Consider the following 20,923-nt stretch of genomic DNA (forward strand, 5'->3'; position numbering starts at 1 on the left):
GTGGCGACGCTCGACCGACCCCCCTCCGGCCGAGCGTCGCCACCCCCGTACGACCCACACCGATCCATCCCGAACGACGGAGCAGCAGATGAGCCAGACGGCAGTGGTCCCGCTCAGCGGCACGCTCGACCGCCCGGCCCTCCGTGGGCGTCCGGTCTCCCACGCCGAGTCCGTCCTCGCCTGGTCGGTCGCCCTGGTCGCCGCGCTGCTGCTCACCGCCGCCTTCCTGTTCCTCTCCGCCGGGGGCCGCTGGTTCGTCGTCGAGACGCCCTCGATGGGCGTGGCCGCCCCGGTCGGCACCCTCGTCCTCGACCTGCCCGTCGACGTCGCCACCCTCGAGGTCGGTGACATCGTCACCTTCGAGACCGCCGCCAACCCGGACGTCGTCTACACCCACCGCATCGTCTCGATCGACGCCGACGGCGGCCTGCACACCCGCGGCGACATCAACGGCGCCACCGACCCGTGGACCCTCACCCAGGACGACGTGATCGGCGCCCCCGCTCTGCTGGTGCCGCACATCGGCTGGCTCTTCCGCGCCGCCCCGATCCTGCTCATCGGCACGCTGATCATCCTGACCCTGACCAGCGCGTTCACCGACCGGGTGACGCGGACCTGCCTGCGCATCGCGGGTGGCGCCCTCACCACCGCATACGCGGGCTTCGTCCTCAAGCCCTTCGTCAACGTCACGACCATCACGAACACGTCGAGCCCGGACGGCGTCGACGCGACCGTCGTCTCGTCCGGCATCTTCCCCGTGCGCGTGGACGCCGTCGGCGGCAACACGGTGCACCTGGAGGACGGCCAGGTCGGTTCGGTCGTGATCCACGAACTCTCCGAGAACGGGCACTACCAGCTGATGTCGAACATCGACCTCGACCCGGTCGGCTGGATCGCCCTCATCGCGCTCTGCGCGGTCCCGCTCGTGGCGTGCCTGGTCGTCGGCCGCGTCGAGGCGGTGCGTCCCTCGTGATCCGCCGACTGCGTGACGGCCGCGTCGTCGCCCTCCTGCTCGTGCTGGCCCTGGCCGTCGTCGTCCTGCTCAACCAGTTCGCGCCGACCCGCTCCGCCTTCGCTGCCCGCGTGACGAACACCACGAACAGCGCCGCGACCGCGCCGTACTTCACCTGCACGGGCGCCGTCGGCGCCGACACCGCGAACGCCCTGTTCGCCTACCGCCTGACCGAGGCCTCGGGCGCCAGGACCGCCACCGACTGGTCGGGACGCGGTGCGAACGGCACCTACCAGGGCACCATGACGGCCACCACGCCGAACCCGAACGCCTGCCCGCGCGACGCCGGCAGCGCCTACGCGCTGAACGGGTCGACGAGCTTCGTCTCCACGCCCCGCTCCTACGCCAACCCGACGACGTTCAGCGAGGAGGTCTGGTTCCGCACCACCGTTGCCGGCGGCATGCTCGTGGGGTTCGGCAGCAGCCAGACCGGTGCGTCGGGTCAGCACGACCGGAAGCTCTACCTCACCACCACGGGGCAGCTCGCCTTCGGTTCCTACAACGGCACCACACAGGTCCTCACCTCGCCGAAGGCCGTCAACGACGGCGCGTGGCACCACGCCGTGTCGACGATGTCGCCCACCAACGGGATGCGCCTGTACGTGGACGGCACCCTCGTCGCCTCGAACGCCGCCTTCAAGAGCCCCGAGAACTTCACCGGGTACTTCCGGATCGGCTACGACGTGGTCAGCGGGTGGCCGGGTGCGACGAGCAACCCGTACTTCACCGGTTCGATGCGCTACGCCGCCGTCTACGGCACCGAGCTGACGGCCAGCCAGGTGGCCGCGCACGCGGCCGCCGGGTCCTGACGCACCAGACCGTCGGACGGGAGGCCCGTGGCCGCGCCCGCCCCCGGCCTCCCGTCCGTCCCCTGGACGGGTCGAGCACGCGGGCCGGGACGGCGGACCGGGCCCACCAACCCGCGGATTCGGGGCGACGAATCCCCCTGATCAGGCCTTTTCGTCCTCCGCGGCGTGCCAGGATCGTCAGGTCTCGAGACGTCGGCGTCTCCTCCTGACCGTCTCGAAAGGCGCCGCCCCATGTCGTTCTGGGCCCTGTTCCTCATCGCCCTCGGTGTCTCCGCCGACGCGTTCGCCGTCGCCCTCGGCAAGGGCCTGCACATGAAGCGCTTCGACGTGCGGCACGCGCTCGTCATCGCCGTCACGTTCGGCGTGTTCCAGGCGTTGATGCCCCTGCTCGGGTGGCTGCTCGGCTCGGCGTTCGCGCAGTACATCGCCGCGTTCGACCACTGGATCGCGTTCGGCTTGCTCGCCCTGATCGGCGGGAAGATGCTCTGGGAGGCGTTCTCGGCGCACGAGGACACCGAGCAGGACACCGACCGGCTGCCCGTCCGGCAACTGCTCGTCCTCGCGGTCGCGACGAGCATCGACGCCCTGGCCGTCGGCGTCACGTTGGCGTTCCTGCCGGTGTCGATCGGCGGCGCGGTGCTGCTCATCGGCATCACCACCGCGGTGCTGTCGTTCGTCGGGGTCGTCGTCGGGCGCCGGGTCGGTGCCCGGTTCGGCAAGCCCGCCGAGATCGCCGGTGGCGTGGTCCTCATCCTGATCGGCGTCAACATCGTGCTCGAGCACACCGGCGTCATCGGCTGACGCCCCGCAACGACCGGAGGCCCGTGGCGATCGCCACGGGCCTCCGATGCGTTGCGGACGGGGCTCAGTACCCGCCGGTGGTGCTCGCGGGGGCGTTCGCCACGACCGCGATCAGGAAGATCACCCAGATGATGCCGAACACGATGGAGAGCGCGCTGATGATGACGCCGGCCAGGGCCAGGCCGCGGCCACGCTCCCCCGTCTTCTTGATCTGCGAGAGCGCGATGATCGAGACCACGAGGCCGGCGATGTTCACCACGAAGGCGAGGATGAAGCCGACGATCGCCATCACGTTGAAGCGGTCGGATGCCTGCTGCGCGCCGTAGGGCTGGCCAGCGGCGTAGGGGTTCGGGTTCTGCTGGTGGTGCTGGGGCGTGCCGTCGGTCATGGCGCCGCGTCCTCTCTGGTCGTGGATGTCTGCACAGGAAACGTACAGGACGGAAGGGTCGCGCGGTCACCCGTGATGGGATCATCAGGCCATGGGATGGCTGCGTCGACACCTGCTGCACGGTGGCCGGTACGACGAACGTGACCGGCGTGACCAGCTCCGGCGGTACGTGGTCCGAGGCGACCGGCTCGTCGCGTTCCTCGGCGATCACGGCGATCCGCACGTCGAGCGCGTGCGGGCGCGTGTGGACCAGGCGCGTGGGCTGCTCGAACACGGATGGGACCGTGCGGACCTGCTGGCGGCCGCCGTGCCCGTGTCGGCACCGTGGCCGAGCGGCAAGGGGCGCGATGCGGGGGCGCCGGCTCCGGAGTACGCCGACCAGGCGGACGGGCTGATCGCGGACCTGAACGCCGTGGCGATCGAGCTGCGGGCCGTCGCGGAGGCGTGACGGCGACGTCCGCAACCGGGAGGCCCGTGGCGGGCCCGCACCGCGCCTCCCGTCCGCCCGGTGCCGGTGCACCTGCCGGACCCGCGTCCGCCACCCGGCGCATGATGGGCGGATGGCACGTATCCTCGTCACCGGATCCACCGACGGCCTCGGGCGGGGAACCGCCGAATCGCTGCTCCGCAGCGGACACGACGTCGTCGTCCACGCGCGCAACCGAGCCCGCGCCGAGGCGGTCGCCGACCTGGTGGAGCGCGGCGCCGAACTCGTCGTCGCCGACCTGGCGGACCGCGACGCGGTGATCGCCACCGCTCGAGAGCTCGACGCCGGCACCCCGCTCGACGCCGTCGTGCACAACGCCGGGGTGATCTCGGGCCGCTCCCTGGTGCCGGTCAACGTCGTGGCGCCGTACCTGTTCACCGCGTTGCTGCGCTCGCCGGAGCGGCACGTGTACCTGAGCAGCGGGATGCACCGGGGCGGCCGCCCGCGCCTGGACACCGTCGACTGGACCGGCGCTTCCGAGACGAACTCGTACTCCGACACGAAGCTGTTCGTGACGGCGCTCGCCGCCGAGGTGCCGCTCCGACGCCCGGGCGTGCTGAGCAACGCCGTCGACCCGGGCTGGGTGGCGACCAAGATGGGCGGGGCCGGCGCGCCGGACGACTTCGAGCTCGGACACCGCACGCAGGAGATGATCGCGACCGACCCGGACCAAACCGTGACAGGTGGTTACTGGTTCCACGGAGAGCGGCAGGAACCGCACCCGGCGGTCGCCGACCAGCGGTTCCGCACCGACCTGCTCGACGCGCTCGCCGAGGCCACCGGCATCACGCTCTGAGTCGCTGACGGAACCGCCGCGACCGGTCGGGTGCTCCTGCGAAGGCGTTCGTCGCGCCCGGACGAGGATGGCGTCGAGACGACGAACGGAGGACCCGGTGACCCTCGGCCTGCACAACGGATCGAGCGGGTGGCAGCGCGTGCGACGGCACGGCCTGCTCCTCGCGAACGTCGCTGTCTTCGTCGTGTGCTTCGTCGGCATGGTGTTCGCCGGGTGGCGGGTGTCCGCGGCGGACGCCCTCCAGCACGGCGAGGCGGCCGTGTCGCTCTGGGGCTTCCTGACGAGCGGTGACTTCGCCGAGGCCACCTTCGAGAACTGGGAGAGCGAGTTCCTGCAGATGGGCGCGTACATCGTGTTCACGGTGTTCCTGTTCCAGAAGGGGTCGAGCGAGTCCGAGCCCCTGGACGAACAGAGCCCGCAGGACGAGGACCCCCGCGAGCACGCCGACGACCCGAAGGCCCCGTGGCCGGTGCGCCGGGGCGGGATCGTGCTCGTGATGTACGAGAACTCCCTGCTGATCCTGTTCGCGGTGCTCTTCCTCGGCAGTGTCGTCGGGCACGTGATCGGCGGCGCTGCGGCCTACAACGAGGAGCAACTCGAGCACGGCGACCGCGTGGTCTCGGCGTGGGGCTACCTGGGCACGAGCCAGTTCTGGTTCGAGTCGATGCAGAACTGGCAGTCGGAGTTCCTGGTCATCTCGGTGATGGTCATCGCCACCGTGTCCCTGCGGCAACGAGGGTCGAGCCAGTCGAAGCCCGTGGCGGCACCGACGGAACAGACCCGCGCCTGAGCGGACCCGGCTGACGACGATCGCGGGGTTTCCCCACCGACCACGGGGGGCAGCACCGGTGTGCGGGCGGACCCCCGCGGCGAGGCTGGTGTCGGGCAATAAGCTCGTCACCGACACGAAGAGGTCCGCATGTACACCGCCGTCGCCACCACGGGCGAACCCACCACCGTCCCCCGGTTCCGACCCCTCCGCGCCGTCGTCGACGGCAGCACCTGGCGGGCCTTCGCGTTCCACGCCGCGCACCTGCCGATCGCGATCGGTGCGCTGGCCTGGTTCGTCATCGTGCTCTCGGTCGGCATCCCGGTGTCGCTCACCTGGGTCGGGCTGGTGGTGGCCGCGTTCCTGCTGAGCGGGTCGCACTGGTTCGCCGCGCTCACACGCCGGATGTCGGCATCGCTGCTCGGGCAGACCGTCGTCGCGCCGGCTCGGCCCCGTCGCGGGTCGTCGGCGCTCGGCAGCGCCTTCGCACGGCTGGCGGACGGCCCCACGTGGCGGGCGTTCGCGTACCTGCTGGTCGGGTTCGTGCTGACCACGATCACGTTCACCGCCTCGACCACGGTGCTGCTGACCGGCGTCGGGGCGGTGACGCACGTCACCTGGGGGCACTTCCTGCCGGCGCAGGAGGGCGTGGACGGTGAGCTCCACCGCGGCGTGCAGTTCCTCGGTGTCTTCGTCGACACCCCGCCGCTGCAGCTCGCGTTCGCCGTGCTCGGTCTGCTCATCGTGCTGTTCCTCTGGCCCGCCGTGAACCACGGCCTCGCCGCGCTGCAGCGTGTCGTGATCCGCGCCCTGCTCGGTGCGACCGCCCGCGACCTGCGTCTGCGCCAGGTGACGGCCTCGCGCGACGCCGCCGTGCTCGACGCCGACACCACCCTGCGGCGCATCGAGCGCGAGCTGCACGACGGCACCCAGGCGCGACTCGTCGGGCTGGCGATGACCCTCGGCGATGCCCGGGACCGCCTGCAGACCGGCGCCGACACCGAGACGGTCACCGCCCTGGTCGACCGGGCGCACGCCTCGACGAAGGAGGCCCTGGTCGAGCTCCGTGCCCTGGCCAGCGGCATCCACCCGCCCGTGCTCGACGCGGGGCTCGAGGCCGCGCTGACCTCGGCGTGCGCACGGACCCCGTTCCCGGTCGCGCTGTCGGTCGACCTGCCGGTGCGGCCGTCCCGGGTCGTCGAGGGCATCGCCTACTTCGGGGTGCTCGAACTGCTGACGAACGTGGCGAAGCACGCGTCGGCCACCACGACCGCGGTGCGGGTCGGCATGCTCGGCGGCGACCTGCTCGTCGAGGTCGAGGACGACGGCCTCGGTGGCGCGCACGTCGCCCTCGGCACGCCCGACGGTCACGGCACCGGGCTGGCCGGTGTGCTCGAGCGCCTGCGCGCCGTCGACGGCGACCTGCAGGTGGAGAGCCCGGTCGGCGGGCCCACCCGGGTCCGCATGCGCGTGCCGAGCGGGGCCACGCGGTGAGGATCGTCGTCGCCGACGACAACACGATCGTGCGCGAGGGGTTGACGTCGCTGCTCCGCGGTCGCGGGCACGAGGTCGTACCGGTGTCGGACGGCGACGCCGCCGTGGTCGCGGCGGCGAGCGGCGAGGTGGACGTCGTGGTGATGGACATCCGCATGCCGCCCACCCACACCGACGAGGGCGTGCGGGCCGCCGTCCGGGTCAAGGCCGCCCGGCCCGCGGTGGGGGTGCTCTTGTTCTCGCAGTACGCCGAGGCACAGTGGGCCCGCGCCCTGCTCGACGTCGCGACGGTGGGCGTCGGCTACCTGCTCAAGGACCGGGTCGCCGAGGTCGGCACGTTCATCGACTCGCTGCACCAGGTCGCCGCCGGCAACGTCGTGCTCGACCCCGAGGTCGCGGCCGCGCTGGTGCAGGCGCCGCGCACCGTCGCCGGTCCGCTCGACCAGCTCACCGCCCGCGAGACGGACGTGCTGCGGCTGATGGCCGAGGGACGGTCGAACGCCGCGATCGCGGAGACGCTGTTCCTGTCCGGCGGCACGGTCGAGAAGCACGTCACCGCCGTGTTCACGAAGCTCGGGCTCGAGGCGACGCCGAACGAGAACCGCCGGGTGCTCGCGGTCCTGCGGTTCCTGGCGGACTGATCCGGGCCCTGGACGGTCCCGAGGCGGACGGGAGGCCCGTGGCGGGCCGCCGGTGCGCCTCCCGTCCGTCCCCGCGTGCGTCTCAGGCCGCGACCGGCTCCGCCGGTCGGTCGCGGAGCGCCGGGCAGTGCTCGGCCGTGGGGTGCTCGGTGATCGCGATGACCTCGTCCAGTCGCCCGCGCACCGCCTGGAGTTCGGCGAGCTGCGCCGTGATCCGGTCGCGCTCGGCGAGCAGCAGGGCGAACGACTCCGGCGTCGACTCGCCACGGTCGACGCACGGCAGCAGCTGCACGATGGTGCGGCTGGCCAGCCCCGCGGCGAACAGCTGCTGCACGAGCTGCACCCGCTCGACGGCCGCTGCGGTGTAGACGCGCTGTCCACTCGCGGTGCGGTCGGCCGCGAGCATCCCCTGTTCCTCGTAGTACCGCAGCGAGCGGACGCTGACACCTGTCTCCGCCGCGAGGTCGCCGATGCGCACGTCGTGCTCCGATCCGGGGCTTGCCCCTGACATCCATGTGAGGTCCTACCGTAGCCGAGCCGCCGCGGGAGATGCCCGCGCGGCAGGAGGAGACACCATGGACATCGCCGGATCGGTCGCACTCGTGACGGGCTCGAACCGCGGCATCGGTCGCCGCTTCGCCCTGGAGTTGCTCGAGCGCGGGGCCACCAAGGTCTACGCCACCGCCCGCCGCCCGGAGCTCGTCGACCTGGAGGGCGTCGTGACCCTGCCCCTCGACATCACCGACCAGGCGTCCGTCGACGCCGCGGCCGCGGCCGCCGGTGACGTCACGCTGCTCGTGAACAACGCGGGCGTCTCGTCGCAGGGCTCGCTGCTCACCGACGACCTGGCCAGCGCCCGGCACGCCGTCGACACGCACCTGTGGGGCACCCTGGCGATGATCCGCGCCTTCGCCCCGGTCATCGAGCGCAACGGCGGCGGCGCGGTCGTCAACGTGCTCTCGGCGCTCTCGTGGTTCGCCGCCCCCGGAGCGGGCGGGTACGCGGCGGCGAAGGCCGCGGAGTGGAACATGACGAACGCCGTGCGTCCGGAGCTCCTCGCCCGCGGGATCAGCGTGCAGGGCCTGCACCTGGGCGCGGCCGACACCGACATGATGGCCGGCTACGACGGCCCGATGCTCGACCCCGCCGACGTCGCACGCGCCGCGCTGGACGGCGTCGAGCGCGGCGCGAGCGAGGTGCTGGCGGACGACTGGAGCCGGCTGGTCAAGGACTCGCTGGCCCACGAGCCGGAGTGGCTCGCCGCCCGGCTCGGCTGATCCCGCCCCGACCTGGGGGTGTGTCCCGACAGCGCAGGCCTGGACCGGGTGGGTGGTCATCGGTCAGCATGGACCCGGATCAGGAACGGCCGGCACCGCGCCCGCCGCTGGAAGGGAACCATGCGTGCTGTCAGGAACGCGCTCACCGTCGTCGGGGTCGTCACGATCGTCGCCGGCCTCACCGTCACGGCCGCTCCGGCGCAGGCGGCGACCGCGGGAGCCGGCACCAGCTGCGCCCCCGGGACGCTGTCGGTGCAGGCGCTGGCGAGCGGGTGCACCACCACGTCCGGGACCGTCGTCACGCCCGACGGACGGACCTTCGCGATCCCCGCACCGGGTGAGAGCGTGATGGCGAGCAGCAGCTCGGCCCCGGGGGCGCGCGAGCTGCCCGACGTCGTCGTGGCGAACAACGGGTCGGCGGGCGTCGCGGTGCGCGTCGACGAGGAGTGGAGCGGGTCGGCTCCGGCCGTGGAGCAGGAGCGTGCGGAGCACAGCGCTGCGGCGACGTCGGGTGCGGCAGCGTCGGCTGCTTCGTCCGCTGCAGCCGCGGCGCCGGCCGCCACGACCGCCGCCAGCACGAAGTGCACGAGCGCGGCGTGGGAGCCGACCGGCTACCGCTGGGCGAGCACCGTCAAGTGGTACTACAACGAGTCCGGCCAGAAGTCGACGTACGCCAAGAAGGCCCTGCGCAAGGGGGCGAACGCCTGGACGGGCACGATCTCGGCGTGCGACCGCACCGTGACGTCGACGGCGAGCAACACCTACCTGCGCCTCGCGACGCAGAAGCCGAACCTGACCGACCAGGGCGGCTGCTCGCGGAACAACGGCTACAACGTGATGGGCTGGGGCAAGCTGCCGAGCGGCGTGCTCGGCGTGACCTGCGTCTGGTTCGACGGCAACGGTACGGCCCGTGAGGCCGACCAGCGCTACGCCACCGGCTTCCGGTGGAGCTCGACGGAGACCTGCTCCGGCTCCCGGTTCGACACCCAGGTCGTGGCGACGCACGAGTGGGGCCACCTGTACGGCCTCGACCACGTGCAGACCGGGACCGGCCAGGTCATGGAGCCGTCCGGCGGGTACTGCCAGCTCAGCTCGCGCACGCTCGGCCGTGGCGACATGACGGGCATCGACTCGCTCTACTGACCCGGCGCACGCAACAGGCCCGGCCCCTCCGGAACGAGGGACCGGGCCTGTGGTGTCTGCTGGCCGTCGGCGGCGGTCAGGAGGCGTCGGCGCGCAGGAAGTCCGCGACGGGCGTCGAGCCCCCGTTGAACCGGAACGTGTTGCCCGCGGTGCCCGGGGTCTCGACCACGTCGGCGACCACGTGTGCGACGTCACCTCGGGACACCTCGGTCGCCGAACCGTCCCAGTCCACGGAACCCGTCGGGTCGTCGTCGGTCAGGGTGCTCGGGGCGACGATCGTCCACTGCAGTCCGGAGTCGCGGAGCACGGCGTCGGCGATCATCTTCGACTGCGCGTACGCGAAGAAGTCCTGGTCCTGCGGCACCCCGTGGTCGAGCTGCGAGCCGGCCCACGACACCATCACGTACCGGTCCACACCGGCCTGCTGCGCCCCCTGCACCGAGAGCACCGCGGCGTCGCGGTCGATGGCCCAGGTGCGGTCGGCGGAACCGCCACCGGCACCGGCCGACCACACCACCGCGTCGTGCCCGCGCACCAGGTCGGCGAAGTCGGACAGGGACTGCTGCTGGATGTCCGCCACGCGGGGTTCGCCGCCGTGGGCACGGACCTCGTCGGACTGGTCGGCGTCCCGGATGACCGAGGTGACCGAGTGGCCGCGGTCACTGAGGATGCGGGTTGCCAGGAGTGCGACCTTGCCGTGGCCGCCGAAGACGATGACGTTGCTCATGCGCCGGACGGTACTCGCGGCGGCTCGGTGCCCGGGGCACGCGGCGTGGCGGCGCGGGGCGCGCGGTGTGGCGGCGCGGGGCGCGCGGCGCGGCGGGCCTGGCGCGCACGGCGTGGTGGCCCCGGGCGGCGGCGCGGTTCCTCGGTGTCCCCGCGGCTCGCGTGCGTACGGTCGGGGTCACCACGACAGGAGACACGATGAGCAAGAACAACGAGCAGCACACCCTGGTCCGCACCCTGGCACTCGGCATCCTGAGCGGCGGCCGCAGCGCCACCCCGCTCGCCGTCCTGGCACTCAACCACGACCGGTCCGCGCTGAAGGGCTCGTGGCAGCAGTGGAAGGTCTTCGCCACCCCGCTCGGTCGCGGCCTGCTCGTCGCGTCCGCCATCGGGGAGCTCATCGGCGACAAGCTGCCGAAGACCCCGAACCGCATCTCGCCCACCGGTCTGATCGGCCGTGTCGCCTCCGGTGCGCTCGCCGGTGCCGCCCTCGGCACGACCGGCAAGCGTGACCTGCGCATCGAGGGCGCGATCCTCGGCGGCGTCGGCGCGATCGTCGGCAGCTTCGTCGGCTGGGCCGCGCGCAAGGCCGTCGGCGCCACCGGGCTGCCCGACCCCGTCGTGGCGCTCGCCGAGGACGCGGCCACCGTGGCCGGCTCGGTGAAGGTCATCGCCGCCGACTGACCGCAGGCGTTCTGCCCGCGCTCGCCCCGCGCGTGCGCTGCGCGTGGCTTTCGTGAGCAGGAATGGTCGGGTCGGTCCGCCGCACCCGACCATTCCTGCTCACCATCTGCGGGGCCGGGCCTACGGTGGCCCCATGCACATCGTCGTCATCGGAGCCACCGGCCACATCGGGACCTTCCTCGTCCCCCGTCTCGTCCGTGCCGGACACCGGGTCACGGCCCTCAGCCGCGGGACGAGCACGCCGTACGCAGACGCCCCCGAGTGGCAGCAGGTCGAGCGGGTGACCGCCGACCGCGAGCAGGAGGACCGCGACGGTAGCTTCGGCGACCGCATAGCCGCACTCGGAGCGGACGCCGTCGTCGACCTCGTCTGCTTCACCGTCGACTCCGCGCGCTCCCTGGTCGAGGCACTCCGCGGCAGCGGTACGCACCTGGTGCACTGCGGTTCGATCTGGCGAGCGGGAGCCTCGCACGTGCTCCCGATCACCGAGGAGAACGCGACCCCGCCGACGGGCGAGTACGGCGTGCAGAAGGACGCCATCGCCCGGATGCTCGAAGAGGAAACCGCCTCAGGGGGTTTGTCCACGACCTCACTGCACCCCGGCCACATCAGCGGTCCGGGCTGGATCCCGATCGGTCCGCTCGGCAACCTCGACACCTCGGTGCTGGCCAGGCTGTCCGCCGGTGGAGCCGTCGAGGTCCCCGGGCTCGGAGCCGAGTCGATGGCCCACGTGCACGCCGACGACGTCGCGCAGGCGTTCCAGCTCGCGGTCGAACACCGCGACGCGGCCGACGGGCAGGCCTTCTTCATCACGGCTCCGACGGCGCTCACCGCGCGCGGGTACGCCCACCTGGCAGCGTCGTGGTTCGGCCAGGAGGCCCGGCTCGACTCCGTCACGTGGGACCGGTTCCGCGAGACCACGGCTCCGGAACACGCGGACGCCAGCTGGGAGCACCTGTCGCGCAGCCAGGTGTTCAGCACCGAGAAGGCGACGCGACTGCTCGGCTACGCGCCCGCGTTCACCGCCGAGGAGACCGTGTTGGACGCCGTGCGCTGGCTCGTCGAGCACGGAGAACTCGAACTGCCGAACCCACTCGTCGTCTGACGCCGCCGCGGTCAGCGCGGCGCAGACCCGACCACGAGCCCACGGTCCCGGTGCACGACCCAGACCGTCGCAGCGAACCCGGTCAGCACCGCAGCACCGACCGTGACCGCCGTCCAACCACCGGCGTTCCACAGCACCGACGCCAGCGCCGAGCCGATCGCGCCACCGACGAAGTTCGCGGTGACGAAGGCCGTGTTGAGCCGGCTCCGCGCCGCCGGGTCGACCGAGAAGAGCCGGGTCTGGTTGAGCACGTTCGCCGCCTGCACCGCGACGTCGAGCAGGAGCACGGCGAGCAGCACCACGACGATCGATCGCGCACCGATGCCGGCCACGACCAGGGACACGAGCAGGAGCACGATCGCTCCCCCGGTGACCGGCACCGACAGGCCGCGGTCGTGCAGTCGTCCCACCCGCTGCGCCGCCACGGCGCCCGCGAGCCCCACCAGACCGACCAGCCCGATGCCGCTGGTGGAGAAGTCGTAGGGGGCGCTGCTCAGCAGGAACGTCAGCGCGGTCCAGAACATCGTGAACACGGCGAACACCGACGAGCTGATCACCAGCGTGACCCGCACGGTCCGGTGGGTCCGGACGGCGCGGAACACCGACAGGACGAGCTGCGGGTAGGGCACCCTGTCGCGGGCTCTGAGCTCCGGGACGGCCCGCCGCAGCAGCACGGCGAGGACGACCGCGACGACGGCGGCGAGCACGAAGATCGCACGCCACCCGAACGTATCAGCGACCACGCCGCTGATCGTCCGCGACACCAGGATGCCGGTGAGCACCCCGGACGCGATCGTGCCGACCACGCGTCCGCGCTGTGCGGGGTCGGCGAGGTCCCCGGCCAGCGGGATGAGGAGCTGCCCGGCGACCGTGGTGAGCCCGACCAGTGCCAGGGCGACCAGGAGCGTCGTGAACGTCGGGGCGATCGCGGCGAGCACCAGCGCGACGGCGGAGGCGACGAGCACCCACGGGATGAGCCGTCGGCGATCGAGGACGTCCCCGAGCGGCACGACGAGCAGGATGCCGAGGGCGTAGCCGACCTGGGTCAGCGTGACGAGCAGCCCGGCGAGCGACGCCGACGTGCCGAGCGACGATGCGATGTCGTCGAGCAGCGGTTGCGACCAGTACAGGTTGCCGACCGCCGCTCCCCCGGCGACGGCGAACAACAGGGTCCTGCCGGTCGACATCTCGTGATGCGTGGTCATGCGTCGATCGCTCCTCCGTCCGGGACGTCCAGCTTCTGCCGTCGCCGGAAGAGCGCACCCAGGTGCCACGGACCTGGGACGAGCCGCACGGCCGCCTCGGCTCGGACGCGTTCCTCGAGCTCGCGGTCACGGGTGAGCTCGTGGATCTCCTGCTCCGCACGCAGCCGGAACCGCAGGCGCTGCAGGAGACCGAGCGGTGCCGCGGAGGCGGCGTTCCGCAGGGACTCGGTGTCGTTCATGCGCTGATCACTCACTTCGTTCTCGTGACTGTGGACACCCGGCACGGCGCGTGACGCGAGTGGTGACGGCCGGGAGGCGCGGTGCGGGCCCGCCCCGCGCCTCCCGGCCGTCGAGCGGTCGCGACCACCTGCGTCAGGCGAGCTGGCGCGCCCGCTCCGCGATGCCCTCGGTCGCCGCCCACGAGGCCAGTACCCGCAGGGCGTCCGCGGTCGGGCTGCCCGGCGTCGCCGGGTAGATGGTGAGCGCGAGCCCCGGGTCCTCGGCGAGTTCGAGCGTCTGGAAGTGCAGTTCGAGCGGCCCGACGACGCGGTGCCGGAACGACTTCACGCCGGCGTAGTGGCGCCGGACGTCGTGCGCCGCCCAGAGGTCGCGGAAGTCATCGCTCCGCATCGACAGCTCGCCGATCAGCGCCGCGAGGTCCTTGTCGTTCGGCGTGCGGCCCGCTTCGCGGCGCAGGATCGCGACGTTGATCCGGGCTGCCCGCTGCCAGTCCTGGTAGAAGTCCCGCGCCCGCGGGTCGAGGAAGATGAAGCGCGAGAAGTTCATCGGCCGTGCCGGCGCCGTGACCATGTCCGAGTGCATCGCGAAGCCGAGTGCGTTCGCGGCGACGATGTCCTGCCGGGTGTTGATGATGATCGCCGGGGCGTCCGTGACGACGTCGAGCAGGTACTGCAGCTCGGGTCGGACCGCCGCGACGGGCACGACGCGACCGGCCCGGCGCGGCGTCTCGTTCTGGTGCCGCGACAGGTCGCGCAGGTGCTCCTGCTCGGCGGGGTCGAGCTGCAGGGCCCGGCCGATGGCGTCGAGCACGCTGTCCGAGACCCCCTGCAGGTTGCCGCGCTCGAGCCGCGTGTAGTAGTCGATGCTGACGCCGGCCAGGCGCGCGACCTCTTCACGACGCAGCCCGGTGACGCGGCGCCGCGTGCCGAAGGTCTCGACGCCGGCCTGCTCGGGGGTGATGCGGGCGCGACGGCTGGAGAGGAAGTCGCGCGCTTCGTCGCGGTGGTTCATGCCGTCACCGTACGGCGCGGCGTCCGGCGGGAGCGAGGGGCTGTGGGAACCCCTCTCACGTGCGGGTGATCGGCACCGAGACGATCCGGTCGTCGCCCTCCGACGGGGTCCCGCGGCCGTCGGTGTTGTTCGTCACGAACCACAGGGTGTCCGACGGGCCCTCGAGCACCGTGCGGATGCGACCGAAGTCGCCGGCGAAGTACTCGGTCGCCGTGTCGGGTTCGTCGGCGGGGACCGCGCGGAGGACCCGGCCCTGCAGGTTCGCGATGAAGACCGTGTCGTCGACGACGGTGAGCCCGCTCGGGGACGCCTCGTCGGTGGACCACTGCTGCACGGGGTCGACGAAGCCCTGGTCCTCGCCGCCGGTGCCCTCGACCTCGGGCCAGCCGTAGTTCGACCCGGGCTCGATGACGTTGAGCTCGTCGTGCGCGTCCTCACCGAACTCCGACGCGAACATCGTGCCGTCCGACGACCACCCCATGCCCTGCACGTTGCGGTGCCCGAGGCTCCACACCGGCGACCCCTCGATCGGGTTGTCCTCGGGGACCTCGCCGTCCGGGGTGAGCCGCAGGATCTTGCCCGCGAGCGATCCCTCGTCCTGCGCGTCCGTGCTCGCGCCGGCGTCCCCGACGCTCGCGTAGAGCATGTCGTCGGGACCGAACGCGATCCGGCCGCCGTCGTGGAACGTGTTCTTCGGCAGCCCGTCGATGATCGTCGTCGCGTCGCCGAGCGCCCACGACCCGGCGCTCCCGGTCAGCTCGTACCGCTGGATGCGGTTGCCGTCGTCGGCCGTGGAGTACACGAACAGGTCGTCGTCGTGCAGCGCGAGCCCGAGCAGCCCGCCCTCGCCGCCGTGGCTGACGCCGTCGACGGTGCCGACCTGGCGGGTGGTGCCGTCGGACCGCAGCTCGAGCACCCGGGCCGAGTCGCGCTCGCTGACCAGCGCGTCGCCGTCGTCACCCGTCAGGACCACCGACCATGGGGCCTCCAGGCCGGTGACCACGTCGCTGGTGTCACCGTCGAGCCCTACCTGACCGGCCGACAGGTCGGCGGGGGCGGTCGCGCGCGCCGACGGCGAGCCGCCCCGGTCGGATCCGTCCTGCTCCGTTCCGCCACCGCTCGAGCAGCCGGTGAGGGCCAGGGCGGCGACGGCGGCGATGCCGGCCGCCGACCAGAGGCGGCGGCTGCGGGGCGTTCCGGCGGGTGTGTCCACGATGATCCTCCCGGGTCGTGGGTCGATCACACTCGCTGTGTTCGGGAAACGCCTGAGGGACCGCGGTGCCCGGCTTGGTTCAGTGGGCGACGGTCGGCACCACGTCGTCCCGGAAGGACCAGCACATGACCACCATCGCCATCGTCGGGGCCGGCAAGGGCCTCGGCCTCGCCGTCGCCGAGCGCTTCGCCCGTGAGGGCTTCGCCGTCGCCCTCATCTCCCGCAACCAGGACCGCCTGGACGGCCTCGCGGCAGAGCTGCGCGAGCGCGGCCACACCGCCGCCGGGTTCGCCGCGAACGTGCGCGACGGGGACTCCCTGCGCGCCGCACTCGAACGCGCCACCGAGCAGCTCGGCCCCATCGAGGTGCTGCAGTACAGCCCGCTCCCCGCCAAGGAGTACATGCGTCCCGTGCTCGAGACCACGGCGGAGGACCTGGTCGGTCCGATCGAGTTCTCGGTCTACGGCTCGGTCAACGCCGTCCGCCAGGTGCTCCCCGGCATGCGCGCGATCGGCCACGGCACGATCCTGTTCGTCAACGGCGGCAGCGCGGTCCGTCCGGGCGCTCGCGTCACCGGAACGTCCGTCGCCTTCGCCGGCGAGAGCGCCTACGCCCAGCTGCTCCACGATGCCGTCCGTGACGAGGACGTGCACGTCGGCCAGCTCATCATCCCGTTCGGCATCGACGACGGACAGCCCGAGCACTCCGGGGAGTCCATCGCCGACCGCCTGTGGACGATCCACACCGAGCGCGGCGACTTCCGCACGTACGCGGAGCCGCTGCCCGAGCTCGGGTGAGCGTGGCGCTCGCCGCTTCGTGAGCAGGAATGGTCGGGTCCGACGCAGCGACCCGACCATTCCTGCTCACGATGTGACGGACGGGAGGCCCGTGGCGATGCCGCCACGCGCCTCCCGTCCGTCAGTGCGCCCGTCGCACCGCCACGCGCCGCCGACCCCTCGAGGTCAGCCACGCCCCGGCCGTCACCACGAGGGGCAGGCCGATCGCGAGCAGCGCCAGCACCGGCCAGTCCGGCACGAACGGCAGGTGGTTCACCGCATCCGGGCCCTGGGCGAACCGCAGGGTCAGGGCGCGGATGGGCAGCAGGCCGAGCAGCGTCCCGATCACCGAGCCGACCGTCGCCAGGATCGCCGCCTGCCAGGTGGACACCCCGCGTCGGAGTCGCGGGGCGGCACCGATCGCGTCGAGCACCTCGTCGTCCCGCCGCCCGTCGGACCGCGCGAGACCGATCGCCACCGTCGTCGCACCGATCGTCACGGCGGCAGCCAGGGCCAGCACGATCGCCCGGACCAGCGCGCCGTGGTCGACCGGACCGGTCTCGTAGATGAACGACGGGCCGCCCCACCGGTCACGGTCGTCGCCGCCGAAGCTCTGCCACGCCGAGCTCAGCTCGTCCCACTGGGCCGGCTGGATGTCGTGGGGCAGCGTCGTGACGAGCATGCCGTCCACCGCGGGCACGTCGTAGCGCTCGGCGGTGGCCTTCGTCATGAACACGCCGACCTGGATCCGCGGGGTCTGGACGTCGAGCACGGCCGGGATCGTCACGCTCGTGTCTGGCCGGGTCCGCTCGGTGATGGTCGGGCTCTCCCACGTGCGGTCGTGGAAGGTGTCGATGCGGACCGTGCCGTCGTGGGCGTACTCGGGCCACAGCGAGATCGCCCGGCCGCCCTCCAACGCGTCCCGGACGGCTGCGGACGGCCGGTGCCCGGTGAGCACGGCGTAGTCGTCGACCGTGCCCGTCCAGACGTGCGGGGTCGAGGTGTAGGTCGGGTCCAGGTAGGTCGAGCACGTCGTGGTGTCGTTCGTCGGGCAGTCGTACGGCGTCCAACGGTGCGCCACCGTGATGGTCGAGGGGGTGTCACCGAGCGAGTCGTTCGTGACGCCGAGCACCCGGATGCGGTCCTGGTCGAACACGCCGGCGACGACCTTCGCCGCGTGCGCGGTGAGTGCGGCGTCGTGCTGCCCGGCCGACCCCTCCTCGGTCATGGCCTGCACCTCGGACGTGGCGACGCCGACGGCCGTCGTGTACTCGTACCCGCGGACGTACTGCGCGTGGCTCGAGGCGCTCCAGGTGATCACGACCGACGCGACGAACACGACGCTCATCACGCTCGCGAGCACGGGGACCGTCCGCACCGGGTTCCGGCGGGCGTCGCGGGCGGCCAGGCGCGCGGACAGTCCGGCGCGTGCGGTCAGTCGCGTGACGAGGGCGAGCAGCCACGGCGAGCAGATCGCGATGCCGAGCTGCATCAGGCACGGCCCGATCGCGACGCCGGCACCGACGGCCCACGCCCAGTGGTCCTGCTGCACCCGTCGGTCGTTCAGCATGAGCACGCCGACCCCGCAGGCCAGCGTCATCACGGCGCCGAGGACCACGAGCAACGGTCCCCAGATGCGCCGACGACGACGGGCCGGACGGCTGACGGGCACCGGACGGAGCGAGCCCCGCAGTGCCGCGAGCACGTTGATCCGGGTCGCCGACCGTGCCGCGACGAGCGCGGAGACGAGTCCGGCGAGCACCCCGGCGGCGGCGATGGACAGCAGCAGGAGCGGCGGCACGTGCAGCCCGGGGAAGGACACCACGTTGCCGTTGTCGACCAGGCGGAACGCGAGCACGCCGAGCCCGGTGCCGACGGCGACCCCGAGGACCGCTCCGACGACCCCGAGCACGAGCCCGGACCCTGCGACGACGGCGCGGACGAACCGCTTGTCCCCGCCGACGCTCGTGACGATGGCGTACGAACGGGTGTCGGCGCGGGTGCCGACCAGGAACGCGGCCCCGGCGAGCAGGGCGACCTCGAACATGGCGAAGACGCCGAACAACGCCATCGCCCCGAGGTACCAACCGACCGAGAACCCCTGCCCGGCACCGGCCAACCGGGCGTCCGGCGGGTCGAGCACCACGGGTCGTGACTGCACGACGATGCCGTGCGCGTTGAGCTGCCGGATCTCCGACCAGGTGGGCGGATCGGTCGGCAGGTAGACGGTGACGTCGGAGAGTCCGGCGTCGTCGGTCGTGTCGGTCGTCGCCAGCGTCGTGCCCCACGGCAGGAACACGCCCTGCGCGTCGGGGTCGGCACCGAGGTCGACCATGGTGCCGGTGATCGTGAAGCGCTTGGTGACCGGGTCGGTCAGGTCCACGGTGTCGCCGATCCGGGCGCCGAGCCGCTCGAGGGTCGCGGGGGTGACCATCAGCTGCCCGCGCGCGGTCGGCGTGGCGCCATCGAGCACGCGCCAGTGCCCCTCGAGGGACGGGTCCCAGGCGCTGCCCTCGACCGCGGTCAACCCGACCGGTCCCCCCGACCCCTGCACGACGACCGGCGTGCTGCCGATCGGGATCGACAGTGCGCCGTCGGGTACGTGGGCCAGGACGTTCGCGAAGGGCGAGTCCTCGTCCGACTCCGTGACGGGGCTGTTCCGCTCCGAGTCCGTGAACTCCCACTGCACCGGGTCCTGCACCATGCCGGGCAGGTCCGGGCCAGACACGCGCATCTGCGCCCGTGCCTGGCCGAGGTCGTAGTCCAGCCGCTCGGTGACCGTGGCCTGCGTCGACTGCACCACGACGGCCACGGCCGCGAACCCCGCCGTGGGGATGCCGATGAGGGCGACGATCAGGGCCGCCCGCCCCGTCTTCGCGAACGCCAGTCGACGCCCCAGTCGGAGCGCCGGTCTCAGGGCGAACGGCGTCCGGCCGGTCCCGGCACGCCGACCCCGGCTCACGAGGCGGTCCGGTCCGTCAGCGCCGCCTCGACGCCCGAGTACACGGTCTCGTCGACCACCCGACCGTCGCGCAGGAACACGATCCGGTCCGCCCAGGCAGCGTGCCGGGCGTCGTGGGTCACCAGGAGCGCACCGGCCCCTGCGTCGACGTGCCGCCGGAGCATGCGGAGCACGACCTCGCCGGTCTGCGAGTCGAGGGCGCCGGTCGGTTCGTCAGCGAGCACGAGCCGGCGCTCGCCGACCACCCCACGGGCGATCGCGACGCGCTGCTGCTGCCCGCCCGACAGGTCGTCGGGGTAGGCGTCGGCGCGGTGCGACAGCTCGACGTTGTCGAGTGCGAGCTCCGCGGCACGGCGGGCCTGCGACGCCTTCCAGCCGTCGAGCTCGAGCGGCAGCGCCACGTTCTCGACCGCGGTCAGCGAGGGGATGAGGTTGAAGTCCTGGAACACGAACCCGACGAGTCGGCGACGCAGGGCCGCGAGTTCCCGGGCGGGACGGTCGGCCACGTAGTCACCGTCGATGAGCACCTCGCCGCTCGTCGGCGGCAGCAGGGTGCCGGCGCAGGCGAGCAGCGTCGACTTGCCCGAGCCGGAGGTGCCCATCACGGCCACCATCTCGCCGCGCTCGACCCGCAGGTCGATGCCGGCCAGGGCCGTGACGGCCTTCGCACCGGAGCCGTAGTGCACGCTCACGGCGTCGAGCTGCAGGAGCGGGGCGGCGGTCACCGTGCGCTCCGGGCAGCGGCAGCGGCAGCGGCCGCGTCGGCACTGGCAGGCGCCGCAGGGTGCTCGTCCGGCCGGTACCGCGCGACACTCGACTCCACGTGGTCGAGCCAACGCACCTCGGCCTCGGCCTGGAACACCATCGACTCGAGCACGAGCGACCACGCCAGGTCGGTTGCCGGGTCCGTCGTGCGCTTCAGCCGGGTCAGGTCCTGCAGGTTCCGGATCGCCGCTCCGCGCTGCACCTGGACGAGCCGGGCGACGTCGACGCCGGGGACCGTGACGGCCAGGGCGAACTTGATCGCCAGCTCGTCACGACCGCGCTTCGCCGGTACGGGCTCGCTGAACCAGCGCGCCACTTCCTCGCGACCCGCGTCGGTCGCCGTGTAGACGACGTGGCCGTCGTCGTCGGCGTCGCCGCGGGCCACGAGGCCGTCGCGTTCCAGGCGGTCGAGGGTCGTGTAGACCTGGCCGATGTTCAGCGGCCAGCTCCCGCCGGTGCGGTGCTCGAACTCCCCCCGGAGCTGGTACCCGTATCCGGGTCCCCCCACCAGCAGCGCGAGTACGCCCATCCGAACGCTCATGACACTCCCCCGTCTCGTCCTCCTGGACATACTGAGTATGCACATACCCGGTATGTGGGCGCAAGCAGGGATCCGGTC

General features: G+C 72.5%; 23 protein-coding genes. 13 read left to right on the forward strand and 10 right to left on the reverse strand.

Annotation, left to right across the window (positions count from 1 at the left end):
• The first annotated feature begins 88 nt into the window (after positions 1-88).
• The 3 genes from LEL83_RS10590 (at position 89) to LEL83_RS10600 (ending at position 2,622) form a co-directional block, all read left to right on the forward strand.
• Positions 89-973, forward strand: coding sequence for a S26 family signal peptidase (locus LEL83_RS10590; protein WP_225558779.1), 885 nt, complete (start codon positions 89-91; stop codon positions 971-973).
• The gene (locus tag LEL83_RS10595; RefSeq protein WP_225558780.1) at positions 970-1,821 is read left to right on the forward strand and encodes a LamG domain-containing protein; all 852 of its coding nucleotides are present in this window, start codon (positions 970-972) and stop codon (positions 1,819-1,821) included. Before LEL83_RS10590 ends, LEL83_RS10595 begins: the two co-directional genes overlap by 4 nt.
• A 231-nt stretch (positions 1,822-2,052) precedes the next feature.
• Positions 2,053-2,622 (forward strand): manganese efflux pump MntP, encoded by a 570-nt coding sequence (locus tag LEL83_RS10600; protein ID WP_198657138.1) that lies wholly within the window; start codon positions 2,053-2,055, stop codon positions 2,620-2,622.
• Between the two features lie 64 nt (positions 2,623-2,686).
• Here LEL83_RS10600 and LEL83_RS10605 read toward each other — a convergent pair whose 3' ends face one another.
• On the reverse strand, positions 2,687-3,010 hold the full coding sequence (locus tag LEL83_RS10605) for a DUF4190 domain-containing protein (protein WP_198657137.1): 324 nt from the start codon (positions 3,008-3,010) through the stop codon (positions 2,687-2,689).
• Between the two features lie 91 nt (positions 3,011-3,101).
• Between LEL83_RS10605 and LEL83_RS10610 the strand changes: the two genes are divergently transcribed.
• The 5 genes from LEL83_RS10610 to LEL83_RS10630 all read left to right on the forward strand — a co-directional run bounded on the left by LEL83_RS10610 (position 3,102) and on the right by LEL83_RS10630 (position 7,197).
• Complete coding sequence (locus LEL83_RS10610; RefSeq protein WP_225558781.1) at positions 3,102-3,458, forward strand: hypothetical protein; 357 nt, start codon at positions 3,102-3,104, stop codon at positions 3,456-3,458.
• Between the two features lie 112 nt (positions 3,459-3,570).
• Positions 3,571-4,293 (forward strand): SDR family NAD(P)-dependent oxidoreductase, encoded by a 723-nt coding sequence (locus tag LEL83_RS10615; protein WP_225558782.1) that lies wholly within the window; start codon positions 3,571-3,573, stop codon positions 4,291-4,293.
• Positions 4,294-4,390: 97 nt separating this feature from the next.
• Entirely contained in the window at positions 4,391-5,083 is a 693-nt protein-coding gene (locus LEL83_RS10620; RefSeq protein ID WP_225558783.1) for a DUF6766 family protein, read from the forward strand.
• 129 nt (positions 5,084-5,212) lie between these two features.
• Entirely contained in the window at positions 5,213-6,556 is a 1,344-nt protein-coding gene (locus tag LEL83_RS10625) for a sensor histidine kinase (protein WP_225558784.1), read from the forward strand.
• Entirely contained in the window at positions 6,553-7,197 is a 645-nt protein-coding gene (locus LEL83_RS10630) for a response regulator transcription factor (protein ID WP_225558785.1), read from the forward strand. The genes LEL83_RS10625 and LEL83_RS10630 overlap by 4 nt, the downstream gene beginning before the upstream one ends.
• An 82-nt stretch (positions 7,198-7,279) precedes the next feature.
• On the opposite strand, the gene LEL83_RS10635 is transcribed toward LEL83_RS10630, so the two are convergent.
• Positions 7,280-7,708 (reverse strand): MerR family transcriptional regulator, encoded by a 429-nt coding sequence (locus tag LEL83_RS10635; RefSeq protein WP_225558786.1) that lies wholly within the window; start codon positions 7,706-7,708, stop codon positions 7,280-7,282.
• A gap of 64 nt (positions 7,709-7,772) precedes the next feature.
• On the opposite strand from LEL83_RS10635, the gene LEL83_RS10640 reads away from it, so the two are divergent.
• The gene (locus LEL83_RS10640; protein WP_225558787.1) at positions 7,773-8,474 is read left to right on the forward strand and encodes an SDR family oxidoreductase; all 702 of its coding nucleotides are present in this window, start codon (positions 7,773-7,775) and stop codon (positions 8,472-8,474) included.
• A 120-nt stretch (positions 8,475-8,594) separates the two neighbouring features.
• Complete coding sequence (locus tag LEL83_RS10645) at positions 8,595-9,617, forward strand: matrixin family metalloprotease (RefSeq protein WP_225558788.1); 1,023 nt, start codon at positions 8,595-8,597, stop codon at positions 9,615-9,617.
• A 76-nt stretch (positions 9,618-9,693) separates the two neighbouring features.
• Here the strand turns inward: LEL83_RS10645 and LEL83_RS10650 are convergent, their stop codons facing one another.
• Positions 9,694-10,344, reverse strand: coding sequence for an NAD(P)H-binding protein (locus LEL83_RS10650; RefSeq protein WP_225558789.1), 651 nt, complete (start codon positions 10,342-10,344; stop codon positions 9,694-9,696).
• A 197-nt stretch (positions 10,345-10,541) separates the two neighbouring features.
• Between LEL83_RS10650 and LEL83_RS10655 the strand changes: the two genes are divergently transcribed.
• Together LEL83_RS10655 and LEL83_RS10660 are read left to right on the forward strand one after the other, a co-directional pair.
• Complete coding sequence (locus LEL83_RS10655) at positions 10,542-11,027, forward strand: DUF4126 family protein (protein WP_225558790.1); 486 nt, start codon at positions 10,542-10,544, stop codon at positions 11,025-11,027.
• 133 nt (positions 11,028-11,160) lie between these two features.
• The gene (locus LEL83_RS10660) at positions 11,161-12,132 is read left to right on the forward strand and encodes an NAD-dependent epimerase/dehydratase family protein (protein ID WP_225558791.1); all 972 of its coding nucleotides are present in this window, start codon (positions 11,161-11,163) and stop codon (positions 12,130-12,132) included.
• An 11-nt stretch (positions 12,133-12,143) separates the two neighbouring features.
• Here LEL83_RS10660 and LEL83_RS10665 read toward each other — a convergent pair whose 3' ends face one another.
• The 4 genes from LEL83_RS10665 to LEL83_RS10680 form a co-directional block, all read right to left on the reverse strand.
• On the reverse strand, positions 12,144-13,337 hold the full coding sequence (locus tag LEL83_RS10665; protein WP_225558792.1) for an MFS transporter: 1,194 nt from the start codon (positions 13,335-13,337) through the stop codon (positions 12,144-12,146).
• The gene (locus tag LEL83_RS10670; RefSeq protein WP_225558793.1) at positions 13,334-13,591 is read right to left on the reverse strand and encodes a hypothetical protein; all 258 of its coding nucleotides are present in this window, start codon (positions 13,589-13,591) and stop codon (positions 13,334-13,336) included. The genes LEL83_RS10665 and LEL83_RS10670 overlap by 4 nt, the downstream gene beginning before the upstream one ends.
• A 118-nt stretch (positions 13,592-13,709) precedes the next feature.
• On the reverse strand, positions 13,710-14,588 hold the full coding sequence (locus tag LEL83_RS10675; RefSeq protein WP_198657125.1) for a helix-turn-helix transcriptional regulator: 879 nt from the start codon (positions 14,586-14,588) through the stop codon (positions 13,710-13,712).
• A gap of 55 nt (positions 14,589-14,643) precedes the next feature.
• The gene (locus LEL83_RS10680) at positions 14,644-15,801 is read right to left on the reverse strand and encodes a PQQ-dependent sugar dehydrogenase (protein WP_225558794.1); all 1,158 of its coding nucleotides are present in this window, start codon (positions 15,799-15,801) and stop codon (positions 14,644-14,646) included.
• A 125-nt stretch (positions 15,802-15,926) separates the two neighbouring features.
• Between LEL83_RS10680 and LEL83_RS10685 the strand changes: the two genes are divergently transcribed.
• Complete coding sequence (locus LEL83_RS10685; RefSeq protein ID WP_225558795.1) at positions 15,927-16,598, forward strand: SDR family NAD(P)-dependent oxidoreductase; 672 nt, start codon at positions 15,927-15,929, stop codon at positions 16,596-16,598.
• Positions 16,599-16,719: 121 nt separating this feature from the next.
• On the opposite strand, the gene LEL83_RS10690 is transcribed toward LEL83_RS10685, so the two are convergent.
• From LEL83_RS10690 to LEL83_RS10700, 3 genes are read right to left on the reverse strand one after another with little or no spacing between them, the layout of a single operon-like run.
• Positions 16,720-19,539 (reverse strand): FtsX-like permease family protein, encoded by a 2,820-nt coding sequence (locus LEL83_RS10690; protein WP_225558796.1) that lies wholly within the window; start codon positions 19,537-19,539, stop codon positions 16,720-16,722.
• Positions 19,536-20,264, reverse strand: coding sequence for an ABC transporter ATP-binding protein (locus tag LEL83_RS10695; protein ID WP_198657120.1), 729 nt, complete (start codon positions 20,262-20,264; stop codon positions 19,536-19,538). Before LEL83_RS10695 ends, LEL83_RS10690 begins: the two co-directional genes overlap by 4 nt.
• Positions 20,261-20,845 carry a PadR family transcriptional regulator gene (locus LEL83_RS10700; protein ID WP_225558797.1) on the reverse strand — a complete coding sequence of 195 codons (585 nt, stop codon included), beginning with the start codon at positions 20,843-20,845 and terminating at the stop codon, positions 20,261-20,263. The genes LEL83_RS10695 and LEL83_RS10700 overlap by 4 nt, the downstream gene beginning before the upstream one ends.
• Positions 20,846-20,923: the final 78 nt, after the last annotated feature.

This window comes from Curtobacterium oceanosedimentum (assembly GCF_020297365.1).
GTDB lineage: Bacteria > Actinomycetota > Actinomycetes > Actinomycetales > Microbacteriaceae > Curtobacterium.

Excerpts from the sequence above, each read along its gene's own strand:
- LEL83_RS10590 (WP_225558779.1), top strand. The coding sequence starts at position 89 with ATGAGCCAGACGGCAGTGGTCCCGCTCAGCGGCACGCTCGACCGCCCG.
- LEL83_RS10600 (WP_198657138.1), top strand. The coding sequence starts at position 2,053 with ATGTCGTTCTGGGCCCTGTTCCTCATCGCCCTCGGTGTCTCCGCCGAC.
- LEL83_RS10605 (WP_198657137.1), bottom strand. The coding sequence starts at position 3,010 with ATGACCGACGGCACGCCCCAGCACCACCAGCAGAACCCGAACCCCTAC.
- LEL83_RS10610 (WP_225558781.1), top strand. The coding sequence starts at position 3,102 with ATGGGATGGCTGCGTCGACACCTGCTGCACGGTGGCCGGTACGACGAA.
- LEL83_RS10615 (WP_225558782.1), top strand. The coding sequence starts at position 3,571 with ATGGCACGTATCCTCGTCACCGGATCCACCGACGGCCTCGGGCGGGGA.
- LEL83_RS10625 (WP_225558784.1), top strand. The coding sequence starts at position 5,213 with ATGTACACCGCCGTCGCCACCACGGGCGAACCCACCACCGTCCCCCGG.
- LEL83_RS10635 (WP_225558786.1), bottom strand. The coding sequence starts at position 7,708 with ATGTCAGGGGCAAGCCCCGGATCGGAGCACGACGTGCGCATCGGCGAC.
- LEL83_RS10640 (WP_225558787.1), top strand. The coding sequence starts at position 7,773 with ATGGACATCGCCGGATCGGTCGCACTCGTGACGGGCTCGAACCGCGGC.
- LEL83_RS10645 (WP_225558788.1), top strand. The coding sequence starts at position 8,595 with ATGCGTGCTGTCAGGAACGCGCTCACCGTCGTCGGGGTCGTCACGATC.
- LEL83_RS10650 (WP_225558789.1), bottom strand. The coding sequence starts at position 10,344 with ATGAGCAACGTCATCGTCTTCGGCGGCCACGGCAAGGTCGCACTCCTG.
- LEL83_RS10655 (WP_225558790.1), top strand. The coding sequence starts at position 10,542 with ATGAGCAAGAACAACGAGCAGCACACCCTGGTCCGCACCCTGGCACTC.
- LEL83_RS10660 (WP_225558791.1), top strand. The coding sequence starts at position 11,161 with ATGCACATCGTCGTCATCGGAGCCACCGGCCACATCGGGACCTTCCTC.
- LEL83_RS10665 (WP_225558792.1), bottom strand. The coding sequence starts at position 13,337 with ATGACCACGCATCACGAGATGTCGACCGGCAGGACCCTGTTGTTCGCC.
- LEL83_RS10675 (WP_198657125.1), bottom strand. The coding sequence starts at position 14,588 with ATGAACCACCGCGACGAAGCGCGCGACTTCCTCTCCAGCCGTCGCGCC.
- LEL83_RS10685 (WP_225558795.1), top strand. The coding sequence starts at position 15,927 with ATGACCACCATCGCCATCGTCGGGGCCGGCAAGGGCCTCGGCCTCGCC.
- LEL83_RS10700 (WP_225558797.1), bottom strand. The coding sequence starts at position 20,845 with ATGAGCGTTCGGATGGGCGTACTCGCGCTGCTGGTGGGGGGACCCGGA.